This window comes from Methanogenium cariaci JCM 10550, assembly GCF_001315945.1.
GTDB lineage: Archaea > Halobacteriota > Methanomicrobia > Methanomicrobiales > Methanomicrobiaceae > Methanogenium > Methanogenium cariaci.
The window spans coordinates 1-12,022 of sequence record NZ_BBBG01000035.1; the positions used below are offsets into that span (position 1 = coordinate 1).

General features: G+C 53.1%; 5 protein-coding genes, 2 tRNA genes and 5 pseudogenes. 5 read left to right on the forward strand and 7 right to left on the reverse strand.

Translation table 11 applies throughout. The features are described 5' to 3' along the window. Nucleotides 1–613: 613 nt before the first annotated feature. The 4 genes and pseudogenes from JCM10550_RS16065 to JCM10550_RS19945 form a co-directional block, all read right to left on the reverse strand. A complete protein-coding gene (locus JCM10550_RS16065) occupies nt 614–1,900 on the reverse strand; it encodes an inorganic phosphate transporter (protein ID WP_083475583.1) in 1,287 nt (428 codons plus the stop codon). An 8-nt stretch (nt 1,901–1,908) separates the two neighbouring features. Continuing rightward, a pseudogene (locus tag JCM10550_RS16070) lies at nt 1,909–2,542 on the reverse strand (DUF47 family protein). 281 nt (nt 2,543–2,823) lie between these two features. Further along, nucleotides 2,824–3,741, reverse strand: a complete 918-nt coding sequence (locus tag JCM10550_RS16075) for a PKD domain-containing protein (RefSeq protein ID WP_172673949.1) — start codon at nt 3,739–3,741, stop codon at nt 2,824–2,826. Nucleotides 3,742–3,769: 28 nt separating this feature from the next. After that, nucleotides 3,770–4,534, reverse strand: a complete 765-nt coding sequence (locus JCM10550_RS19945) for a hypothetical protein (protein WP_062400614.1) — start codon at nt 4,532–4,534, stop codon at nt 3,770–3,772. Between the two features lie 17 nt (nt 4,535–4,551). Between JCM10550_RS19945 and JCM10550_RS21000 the strand changes: the two genes are divergently transcribed. Further along, nucleotides 4,552–4,971, forward strand: coding sequence for a hypothetical protein (locus tag JCM10550_RS21000; protein ID WP_157200383.1), 420 nt, complete (start codon nt 4,552–4,554; stop codon nt 4,969–4,971). A gap of 239 nt (nt 4,972–5,210) precedes the next feature. Here JCM10550_RS21000 and JCM10550_RS16095 read toward each other — a convergent pair. Together JCM10550_RS16095 and JCM10550_RS16100 are read right to left on the reverse strand one after the other, a co-directional pair. Then, nucleotides 5,211–5,283 (reverse strand) — tRNA-Ala (locus tag JCM10550_RS16095). A gap of 192 nt (nt 5,284–5,475) precedes the next feature. Then, nucleotides 5,476–6,485: pseudogene (locus tag JCM10550_RS16100) on the reverse strand (nicotinate phosphoribosyltransferase); the annotation flags it as partial. A 133-nt stretch (nt 6,486–6,618) separates the two neighbouring features. Between JCM10550_RS16100 and JCM10550_RS16105 the strand changes: the two are divergent. Continuing rightward, nucleotides 6,619–7,295, forward strand: a pseudogene (locus JCM10550_RS16105) (MTAP family purine nucleoside phosphorylase). A 4-nt stretch (nt 7,296–7,299) separates the two neighbouring features. Next, the gene (locus tag JCM10550_RS16110; protein WP_083475585.1) at nt 7,300–8,820 is read left to right on the forward strand and encodes an amidohydrolase; all 1,521 of its coding nucleotides are present in this window, start codon (nt 7,300–7,302) and stop codon (nt 8,818–8,820) included. On the opposite strand, the pseudogene JCM10550_RS16115 reads toward JCM10550_RS16110, so the two are convergent. Continuing rightward, a pseudogene (locus tag JCM10550_RS16115) lies at nt 8,774–10,487 on the reverse strand (AMP-binding protein). The gene JCM10550_RS16110 and the pseudogene JCM10550_RS16115 sit on opposite strands and share 47 nt — an antisense overlap. Before the next feature lie 97 nt (nt 10,488–10,584). Between JCM10550_RS16115 and JCM10550_RS19350 the strand changes: the two are divergent. Next, nucleotides 10,585–10,754 (forward strand) — tRNA-Trp (locus JCM10550_RS19350). Nucleotides 10,755–10,812: 58 nt separating this feature from the next. Beyond that, nucleotides 10,813–12,006, forward strand: a pseudogene (locus JCM10550_RS16120) (bifunctional 5,6,7,8-tetrahydromethanopterin hydro-lyase/3-hexulose-6-phosphate synthase). The last annotated feature ends 16 nt before the right edge of the window (nt 12,007–12,022 follow it).

A 12,022-nucleotide genomic window follows, 5' to 3' on the forward strand; every position in this document is an offset into this window, starting at 1 on the left:
CCCCCCCTGTCATCCAGCAGGCACGCACAATGGGGCAAGTATTATTCAACAAAATGAGGAGCAAAGGTTCTGCCCTACCGGGACCGCACCTGCGAGGGGATACATCGTATCTCAAAGTATCTTCCTTGGTATTCGTATAATTTCAAATGGGACAAACAATCTGATCTGGAATTGTTCTCAATACAGAGATTGAATGACCAGAGCTGTTCTGAATAATCCTGCACCTCGTAAATATATCGTTTACCGTCGCGCCATTCCATTGTACTGGTATTTGCATTCTCCATTCCTCGCCGATATTCCGGATAGACCTCCAGGTCCGCATCAGTAAGATGAAATACAAGAGCGTCTTTCGCGAAACTCTGATTATATTCGATAATAAAACACCGGAACACTGTCTCAGGAATCTCATTTTCCCCCGGTATTCCAGTCATGTCCCGGCTAACCAATCCATAGAGCAGGTACACGCCGATGATCCCAACGAGTATAAGAATACACACCAATGCCGCCTTTTTTTAGTATAATTCTTGAATAGTTTCATCGAACCAGATCACATCCTTGTTTGTACATCTTTTCGATGGCCACACCAGACTTTTGACTTCGCTTTATTAACATTTTATGTGCATATCCTCCAACTGCTCCCGCTCAGTGGATATCTTCGATCAAAAACAAAATGAATACTCAAACAAGGGTAAAAATAGGAAATTAAAGAATAACCGAGGCATACAAAACATATACCACCCAGGAAACAACCGCTGTTGCAGATGGTAATGATCCATGCCACCACGATTTCACGGACAATACCCCCCCATCTCACCGCAGAGGAGTAACCACGCGTTGCACCCGCACCCATGATAGCCCCCCCACTCATTGCATGCGTCGTTGAGACCGGCACACCCAGTGATGTCATCAGGGAAAGCACCCCCCCACCGCCTGCCATGGAAGCGGCAAATCCCTGGTAGGGCCGGATTTTTGTTATTTTGTTCGCCATCTTATCCACAACCCGCCATCCACCCAGGAGTGTTCCCAGAGAGATTGCTCCGCATGAGGCCAGGATAACCCAGATCGGTACGGAAAATTCTGACAGGATGCCTCCCGCAACAAGCATCGCGGTAATAACACCCATTGCATTCTGGGCATCGTTTGCACCGTGTCCAATTGCCTGAAAAGAACCGGCGGCAATCGTAAGCGGCCGGAACATCGCATTGAGGCGGGAGGGGGGGTTCTTTGCACTGCACAGATACATGATGACAACGCCGATAACAAATGAAGAGATGAGACCGAGCATCGGTGATATGACAATAAAGATCACCACCGCAAGGATTCCGGTGATCTTAATAAATCCGCCAATGATGAGTGCCGGAATAATGACGGTCACCCCTACCAGAAATGCCAGAGGTGCCTTCCCCCCCCGCCATTCCTCCTTGCGCAGCAATGCCACTGCAATATAGAGGAGCGTACACAAGAATCCACCTGCAGCCATTGCAAAGAAAACGGTCTTCACGAGGTCCCATTCGGGCCAGAGTATCGCACCGACACCGGCACCCGCGATACCGGCACCCAGAAGACCGCCGATGAGTGCATGGGAACTGGATATCGGGATTCCCAGCATCGACGTGGTGAACACCCAGATCACAGCACCAAACATAGCTGCCAGAAGAATATGAGTCGTCAGAAATCCCGAGTCAACGATACCCTTTCCAATAGTGGCTGCAATTGCGGTCGTAAAGATAAGAGGACCCAGAAGGTTTGAAAATGTGGCCAGTGCGACTGCCTTTATCGGGGGGGACAGGGACTTTGTTGCAATGATCGTTGCAATCGAGTTTGCTGCATCATTCAGCCCATTGACAAAGTTAAATGCCAGTGCCAGAATAATTCCCAGGGCGATTATCAGAGTGTCCATAATTCACGTCAGGAATGGCGAATCGCAATATCACTCAGGACATTTGCCGCATTTTCACACAGGTCAGTCGCGCTCTCCAGCTTTTCATAGATATCCTTATACTTTATCAGGCGGATCGCATCATCACACTGGAAAATTTCCTGAATTGCCTCACCCAGCAGGTCATCACCCAGATTTTCAAGACGGTTGATTTCAATACACCGCTCTTCAATGCCTTTCGGGTGCTTTAAATCCCGTATCCCCCCCTTGACCGCAAACTGAAGTTCTTCAGCGGAAACCAGAATCAGTTTCGATAATTCAACGATATAATGATCTGTTTCCGGGATGCCATAGAGGTACATCATGCGTGTGGCACCATCGATATAATCCAGCACATCATCCAGGATGAAGCAAGACGTGATATTTCGTCCGGCTCAATAGGGTGATGAACGTGGTATTCAGCAGCTGGTAGATCTTATGAGTTATTTCATCTCCCTTGTGCTCCAGCGATTTCATCTTATGACATTTATTTTTCAGGTCGTCGTAATTTTCAACGATATGTACGAGAAATTCCGCCCCATCCCGTACATTTTCAGCTGATTCCTCCAGAAGGTCATAAAATTGCTTGTCCTGTGGAATTATCCAGTCTTTCATCCCCCCCATGCAAATACCTGCAGATCAGTTCACGGGAACCCGTAAAAGGCTTTGGAATAGGGAGAGGGGGGGATAATTGATTTTATCATTAATTTTGCCCCCCCGGGATTAACGAATGATCAACCGTAGGGAATTCCAGAGTTTCATTACCGGGCCCCCCCATCTCCTGACCGGGCCATACCGATGGTGCGCCTGACCCGCTGCCGTCCTGACCCTGTCGCACGATAGGCCATCCCGTCCGGACTGCTCCCCCCCTTCATGCAGTGATCAGATACCGCAGAGAATGGAGGTTACCTCCCTCTCCTCTTTCTCCCCCCCAGCAGCAGGAGCAGGGCCAGCCCCCCCGACACCGGGGCGAAGATGAGTGGCGGCGACTTCTGTGTAGCGGGCGGTGTAGGGGGGGATCCGGTACCTGCACCGGAAGGCACCGGAGCTGGTGTCGCTGATGCGGTGGGTTGTTGAGCGCCTGCTGTCGTGACTGTGGGTGTTGCCTCACCGGCAGGGGATGTCCCCGTGGGCAGAACAACGGTCGCCGTCGCCGAACGTCTGATTCCCGTCGCTTCATCATTGTCGGAACGGGCAGGCGCATAGGCAAGGATATAATCAACCTTCGTCATGATATCGCCCGCCCCCCCCGTTTTGGAGGCATTCAGGCTGACGGTATATCTCCCTGCACGCTGGTAGGTGTGATACGGATGTTGCTCGGTCGAATCCGCCGACCCGTCACCAAACGACCAGAGCCACTGGTCAGGATCCCCCATACTTTGATCGGTGAACACTACCTGCAGGGGGGGAGTCTGACCCGAGGTGGGCACAGCGGTAAAATTGGCCGTCACCGGCTCGATAACGGAGATCGTCCTGCCGGACGTATGGGCACCGCCTGCTGACGAAACGGTCAGCGTCACCGAATAATTTCCCGGAACGGTGTAGACGTACGAGGTATCCGGCGTGAAGGCATCGATGATTCCGTCATTGTCAACGTCCCAGTACCAGGTATCGACCACGCCACTGCTTTGGTCGGTAAAGTTGACCGTCAGGGGGGGAACCGTCCCCCATACGACATCAGCGGCAAACCCGGAGACGGGCGGTTCCAGAGGTACTCCGGGAAGTCCGTAGAGCGGATCGGGAGACGGGATAAAATACGAATCGTTGACGGCATCGGGATATAGGGGGAGCATCGCCTTTGACGGTGAGGCGCTCGAATTCACGGTGCCCGCCGTTGTTTCCCCCCCGTGATCAATCCACTGCCGTCGGGAGAAGGAAATTCTTGGTAAAACCGCCCTCACCCTTGGCCACATTGAACCAGATGATGCCCTTGATATTGGGATAGGGGGAAAGGGTGCTCGTGTTGTAGAGATAGGTGACGTGTGCTGCTTTCGTTGCATCCTGATCGGCAGGATTCACCGCATAGGTATCGGCGCTGGTCTCCACGAATATGAACGGGTGGTCGCGGTCCCGTGCATAATAGTCATAGAACCCCCCCTGCATCTGGTCCAGCGTATTGATGCCATAGGGCCCGGCATATGCGGTCATACCCACCCAGTCGACAGAGTCCTGTCCCAGCGGGTTCATATGGTCATCATTCCCGGGCCAGTAGTGCTCCCGGTCCGCCTTCGTCCCGGCCTCGTTGCCCGCCCAGATCACCTGGACATTGTCGCCGCCATACTGGTGGAGAATGGTGTATGCCTCCCGGAACACCCGTCTGAAGGCCTGCTTTTGCGGACTATCAATAGCGTCATTTCCGGACGGGTTGACCTCGTTGTGAGTGTTGAATTCAAGCGCAAAACAGACCATGGCCGTGGCGGGCCTGCCCGTATCATCCGGATATTTTTTGCAGATGACGTTGAGATTTGAAGCGAGATCCTTGAGAATCTCCTTGCCGGTCATTCCTGCCGCACTCTTCACATCAAGGCTGAGGACGCCGTTCTCAACCAGACTGTAGGGGTCCAAAACAACGACCGGCACACCGCCCCCCCGCCGGATCACCGCTTCAGCAGTCATCCGGGCGCGGGGGATTTTTGAAACGCTACTTTTTCGTAACTGTTGTCCGGATACCAGATGCACAGGTAATACCGGGAAAACAACACCTGCCTGTGCCCCCCCGAACCGGCAGTGATCCCGTCGACCGCAGAACGGAAGGCGGCAATGCCCGTATCTACATGCCCGTAGTCCATGGGATTTTCGAGGTATTGCGATTCGTAGGGGAAGGTTTGTGCCTTATGGAAGTAATTCACCCCCCCATGGGCACTGTTTATCCCCTGGTTCCCCCCCAGATATGCACCGATATAGCAGCCGTCCTCGCTGAGCAGCCTTCGGCGGTGGTATTGATGTGGAGCGCTGAAACGGAAAGCGTGAGACCGGCACTGATTCCCAACACGATACAGATGAAGACGCACATACCTGATTTGAGTGACATGATTTCCCCCCCCGGAAATTGAGAGACCTAAACACCATTGGATCAGATAAAACCATCCCTTCCGATGCATCTGCACCGTCAGCAGGGGGGGACAATTGAGCCGGGCCTCGTCAGAATGATTCATGCTACGCCTGATGGAACCGGGGGGGATCGGTATTCTCCCGGACATACGGAACGTTCCGTATCAAAACAGCCTGATGAAATCAATATCCATACGGAATCCTGATTCATCGTACAATCGGAAATGACGCAAAAACGAAATGGACCGAGCGGGAATTGAACCCGCGGCCTCTACCATGCCAAGGTAGCGATCTTCCCCCTGATCTATCGGCCACTGTGCATACTAACTTCGCTTTCATAGGTTAAAATGATTATTTATTCGTCTCAGCCAGACTGCACAGAAAATGCTGAAGACGCAGACGCTCGCCGACCGTATCGGAAGAATCGGGAGAGACCCGTTCCCCCCCGTTCTTTAATGCAGGATGATCAGCGCCCGGCCCCCCCCGGACGGACTCTCAGACGATGCCGGAAGGAGGAGTCGCTCTCCTTCTTCGGTCAGGTAGACCTGTTTCACCCCACCTTTTTTGCCTCTTTTTGATACCGGTTCCCCCCCATTGCGTTCAACAATATCCATCGAGAAATCGATCACCGGCGCATTGGCGATGGCACCTCCCACACCGAAGGCATCCACGATATCCCCCCCATAGGCAACAATATCCGATTCCGTCAGCCCCCCCCGCTCAAAAATATCTTTACCGACGTAAACCCGTGCAGGTCCAGCTCCCATCTGACCTCCTCAAGAATGGAACGCATATCCCCCCCCTGCGCGAACGGGGGGGCGTATCCAGCCGCACCGCCTTTGCACCGGCCCGTGCCGCGGCAAGCGCTTCGTATTTCTCGTCAGAGAAGGTGTCGCAGAGATATATCCGGGGGGGAATGCTCTGAGGTGCATGGCGGTCAAAGGCAGCCCACCCGGCCTCTGCAGACCCCAGACTCATAATGAGGGCATGCGGCATCGTCTGCAAGGGGAATGTCTGCCGGGGCGCAGGTATTACTCACCCCCCCGGCAACCCCCCCGCCAATCCATGCCGCCCGTTCAATCATACCGGCAATTGCGGGATGCTGCCTTCGGGAACCAAACGAATAGATGGGCTTGTCACCGGCAATACGGATAAGATGTGCAGATGCGCTGGCAATACCGGATGCATGACAGAGAAAGCCGAGAATCGCCGTCTCATATTTACAAAAATCCAGATATTTCCCCCCCGATATTCTGAGAACCGGTTCGCCGGGATAGAATATTGTACCCTCCGGCATAGCAGAGACATCCAGCGGCAGACCTTCCAGAAGCGAGAGCACATCCGCGGTACCGCAGACAACCCCCCAGTCATCAGGCAGTGCGTACGCAGTGATCTCCATGGTCACATCAGGATTACATCCTTCCGCACGCAGGACCTCATCAGTGTGGACAAAGTAGACATCCGTACATTCCCCGGACACAATTGCTGCATCACTGACAATCCCAAACCTGCTCATCATAGACGATGAGATTGGATCACATTGCATATGATTCTAACCGTACCGTCGTTTTTATGACGGAATCATACAGATAGTACACCAGAGATTGCCTGACACGCGATTCCTTTCAGGCATGACGGAGCAACATAACATGCTAGGCATAATTGGCGGTACCAGTCTTCTTTTTGCAAAATTACCTGACCTGAAAAAACCGAGATCGCCACACCATACGGTTCTGCAGAACTATATCTGGGAGATATCGCGCTCCTGTTAAGACACCAGTACGGCCTGCCCCCCCTCACCGGATCAATTACCCTGCCTGTATCTCTGCTCTGGCCCTCGCAGGCGTTGACCGGGTGGTGGCGTTCGGCTCGGTCGGGTCCCTGAAGAAATCAATCGGGCCCGGTTCGATCATCATCCCCCCCGATGATTATGCCACGACCACCGCAGTGCCAACCGTTCACAACCATTCACAGGTGCATGTCATGCCGGGCATAGACGCCGAACTGAGTGCAAAGGTCTCCGCCTGCATCCCAGAGTCACAGAATAAAGGCACCTATGTGCAGGCCGGCGGCCCCCCGGATCGAGACAAAAGCGGAAGTCAGTGCCCTCTCCCGCATCGGCGATGTCGTCGGGATGACCGTCTCTTCAGAAGCCACGCTCTGTAACGAGCTGGGCATCGCATTCTCTGCGATATGTATGGTCGACAATTACGCACACGGCATCGGAGAGGATGAACTCTCCTATGAGCAGATTCTTAATTTTGCCCGGGCGAACACAAAAAAGACAGAAATGATACTTGAACGAATCATTACACGAATGGGATGATATCATGACAGAACATACCGATGGTTACGCACAGAACAGGACGAAATTCATTCAGAACGCACGGGTAAACGGAAAAACGCAGGACATCTATATTGATGCGTCCGGCATAATCCAGTCGGTTGGCACCGATATCAGCAAGGAATACCGGGGGGGTCAGGCAGAGTGCATCATCGACGCCTCCGGCATGGTCGCCACCCCCGGTCTGGTGAACACCCACACCCATGCCGCCATGAGTCTGTTGCGCGGATACGCGGATGACATGCACCTTCAGGAGTGGCTGTCAGAAAAAATCTGGCCCCTTGAAGCACATCTCACCGGAGAGGACGTCTACTGGGGGGGCACAAAACTGGCCTGCCTTGAGATGATCCGTTCCGGTACCACCGCGTTCAACGACATGTACTTCTTCATGAACGATGCAGCGCGTGCGGTTGACGAATCCGGAATCCGCGCGACCTTCTGCCACGGGTTCATTGATTTTGACAACCCGGAAAAACGCGAAACGGAGATTGCCGCCACCAAAGACCTCGTCCGGCATATCAAATCCCTTAGTAATCCACGGTTGCAGGCCGCAGTCGGCCCGCACGCCCCCTACACCGTATCACGGGAAGGCCTTGAATGGTGTGCGGAATTCTCCGAACAGGAGGATATCATGCTACACATCCACCTCAGTGAGACCGAAGGGGGGGAAGTTGATGGTTGTATGGAAAAACACGGCATGCGGCCCGCCGCCTTCCTTGATTCATGCGGATGCCTGTCAGAGCGCACCCTTGCAGCCCACTGCTGCTGGCTTGACGATGACGAGTGCAGCCTGCTGGGCAGCCGCGGGGGGGTGAATGTCTCCCACAACCCGTCATCAAATATGAAACTCGCCGTCAACCGGGCACTGCCCTATCAGGCGCTGAAGGATGCCGGGGGGGCAAACATCACGCTGGGAACGGACGGATGTTCTTCCAACAACAATCTGGATATGTTTGAGGAGATGAAGTTCGCCGCACTGCTTCAGAAATTCTTCTGGAACAGCGACACGTTGCTGCCGGCGGACGAGGCGCTCGCGATGGCCACCACAAACGGCGCAGCAGCCCTTGGCATACCCGCCGGGGGGGCAATTCAGGAGGGGGGGATCACCGCGGATATCGTCTTAATCGACATGACGGCCCCCCCTTCGATGGTGCCCATGCACAACTGTGTCTCCAATATCGTGTATTCATGCAGCGGTGGGGGGGCGGTCGACACCGTCATCTGTGACGGCAGCATCCTGATGGCGGACAAATGCATCCCCGGAGAAAGAGATATACTGGAAAAGGCGCAGGAAATATCATCTCAGTTGGTTGAACGGGCAAACACCCCCCCCAGTAACAATTCCACCTGCCGGATACCCCGGCAGACCTTTTTTGCATTATTTTTCAAAAATCCTGAACTGATACTGTTCCCGATCGCCATCGGGATGGTGATACCGTTTCAAAAAAGAAGGGAAAGGATTATGCCGTCTCAATCCGGGCTTCGTCTTCAAGGCCCAGCTCTTTGATGGACGTCTCCCGCATCTCGCCCTTCCGGATTTTTCCGGTAACCGTCGCGGGGGGGAATTCTGTCACAAACTTCACATAGCGCGGCGTCTTATACCGCGCAATCCGGCCGTTACAGTAGGCCTTGACCTCCTCTTCGGTCATCTCAAACCCATCGTGCGGTTTGATCCAGGCCATCAGTTCTTCCCCGTACTTCTCATCCGGAACGCCGATGATGTAGACGTCTTCGATCTTCGGATGAGTATGGAAGAACTCCTCGATCTCACGGGGGGGATAGATATTCTCTCCGCCACGGATGACCATCTCCTTGATTCTTCCGACAATCCGCACGTATCCCTCTTCATCCATAATGCCAAGGTCACCGGTATGGTTCCAGCGGTCCGCATCAATCGTTGACCGGGTCGCGCTGGGATTGTTGTAGTAGCATTTCATGACCACATATCCGCGCGCACAGATCTCGCCCGGCATACCTCGCGGCACAATATGCTGCGTCTGCGGGTCCGTGATCTTAATTTCCACATGGGGGAACGCCTTGCCCACGGTTGACACCCGGCGTTCAATCGGATCGTGTGTCGTTGTCATGGTCACCCCCCCCGGCGAGGTCTCGGTCTGACCATAGACGATCACCACATCGGTCATGTTCATCTTTTCAGAGACGGCCCGCATATACTCCGTGGGACAGGGAGAACCGGCCATAATCCCGGTTCGGAGGGTATCGTACCGGTATTTGGTAAAATTCGGATGCTTGAGTTCGGCGATAAACATGGTAGGAACACCATGTAATGCCGTGCATCTCTCATCCTGCACGGCCTTTAAAACCGCCTCAGCATCAAATGCCGCAGATGGCAGAACCATGGCTGCACCATGGCTCACACAGACCAGATTCGAGAGCACCATCCCGAAACAGTGATAGAACGGTACCGGAATACAGAGACGGTCATTGCTGGTAAACGACATCCCTTCCCCCCCGATACAGTATCCGTTGTTCAGCACATTGTGATGGGTTAACACCACTCCCTTCGGGTAACCGGTCGTGCCTGATGTATACTGAATATTGATGGGATCATCAAATGAAAGGGATTCCTCGCGCTCACGCAATTCGTCAGGACTGATATTCTTCCCTTTCTCCATGATCTCGTCCCAGGTAAACATCCCGTTATAGGATATCCCCCCCCATAAAGACCACATTTCGAAGAAATGGATACGTTTCACTGGATAATTTCCCCGGCCTGCTCTCAATTGCTTCCGGACATGCCTCATAGAACATGCCGACGTAATCCGATGACTTAAACCGGCCCTGCAGAATCAGGGTATGTATCTCTGCCTGTTTGAGGGCATAGTCCAGTTCAAACGTGCGGTAGGCTGGATTGATATTGACCATCAGAGCGCCGATTTTGGCTGTAGCAAACTGAACAAGAGTCCATTCGGCATAATTCATTGCCCAGATGCCGACGCGATCGCCTTTTTTGACACCAATGGCCATCAGACTGCGGCCCAGCATCTCCACACGGGTTTTGAACTCTGCATATGTCCAACGGATATCCTGTTCAACGGAGACCAGTGCCTCATTTTCTGGATATTTGTCGACTACTGAGTCGAGCATATCTCCAATGGTCATCCCGATGAGGGGAATATCGGAGATGCCGCTGGAGTAGCTGTTCTGAGTCATTCGTACAATATCTTTTTTTATATCTACTTATGAATCGCGATCCAATCGCAATTCTTATTATACAGGGCATCGACATTAGTATGCAATTCTGTGAGGGGGGGTCGTGGCCTAGTCCGGCATGGCGACGGGCTCCAACGGTCTTTGCGTATGATGAACAATGGGTCTACTGATAACCTGATGATGACCCGTTGGAGCACTGATGCAATTAGTGCTCACGCATGTCGGAGAGACCCGTCGATCGTGAGTTCAAATCTCACGACCCCCCCACTTTTTGAGAGTGTTTTTATTAGCCTACATCAAATAGATACTGGCTTAGGAGACACTCATGTATCTAATAGGAGAATCACTCGAGGGCGAAGGCACTGAACTTGCCCATATCGATCTTATGATCGGAGATAAAAACGGACCAATCGGCTCAGCATTTGCAAATGGGCTGTCCCAGCTATCTGCAGGCCATACACCTCTGCTTGCAGTCGTCCGCCCCAATCTGCTGACAAAACCAGCGACACTCATCATACCAAAAGTAACCCTGAAAAAGGGATCACAGGTTAATGCAATTTTTGGCGCGGTGCAGGCCGCGGTTGCCAAGGCTATTGCTGACAGCGTTGAAGAAGGCGTCTTTGATGACGTTGACATTGAAGATACCGTAATCCTTGCCAGTGTCTATTTACACCCGGATGCAGCGGACTACAATCGGATTTACCGCTACAACTACGGCGCAACAAAGCAGGCCATTGAGCGCGCATTTGCACAGTTCCCCAGCAAAGAAGTGCTCATGAAAGAAAAAAGACCGCGCAGGACATGCAGTTATGGGATTCAAAGTGCAGCGCCTCTGGAACCCGCCATACCTGCAGGTGGCCATGGACCTTGTCGACATGAAATCCGTCGAACGCGTGCTGACCCAGGTTCCGGCAAACGACCACGTGCTTATTGAAGCAGGCACACCGCTCATCAAGCAGTTTGGCCTCAATGTCATCTCAGAGATCCGCAAGATTCGCCCGGACTCATTCATCATTGCCGACCTCAAGACTCTTGACACCGGCAACCTTGAAGCACGCATGGCAGCAAACGCATCCGCTGACGCAGTGGTTGTCTCCGGCCTTGCACCGGTCTCGACCATTGAGAAGTTCATCCTTGAAGCAAAGAAGACCGGTATCTACTCGGTCATCGATATGCTCAATGTTGAGGATCCCGTCGCACTCGTCAAAGAACTGGCATCACGTGGCGCAGCCCCCCCAGTATTGTCGAGCTGCACCGCGCAATCGATGAAGAAGGCAGTGAATACAACTGGGGCAACATCGGCGCAATCAAGGAAGCTGCCGGTGGAAACCTCCTCGTTGCAACCGCAGGCGGCGTCAGGCAGCATGTGGTGAAGACCGCACTGAAATCCGGTGCCGACATCCTTGTTGTGGGCCGTGCAATCACCGCAAGCAAGAATATTAAAAACGCAGCCGAACAGTTCCTTGAGGAACTCGACAGCACAGAGATCGATCAGTTCAGAATCATGACCGATTTCTAAACCAAATATTTTTAAA

Coding starts and splice junctions, on each gene's coding strand:
- JCM10550_RS19945 (WP_062400614.1), bottom strand. CDS start 4,534: ATGACTGCTGAAGCGGTGATCCGGCGGGGGGGCGGTGTGCCGGTCGTT.
- JCM10550_RS16065 (WP_083475583.1), bottom strand. CDS start 1,900: ATGGACACTCTGATAATCGCCCTGGGAATTATTCTGGCACTGGCATTT.
- JCM10550_RS16110 (WP_083475585.1), top strand. CDS start 7,300: ATGACAGAACATACCGATGGTTACGCACAGAACAGGACGAAATTCATT.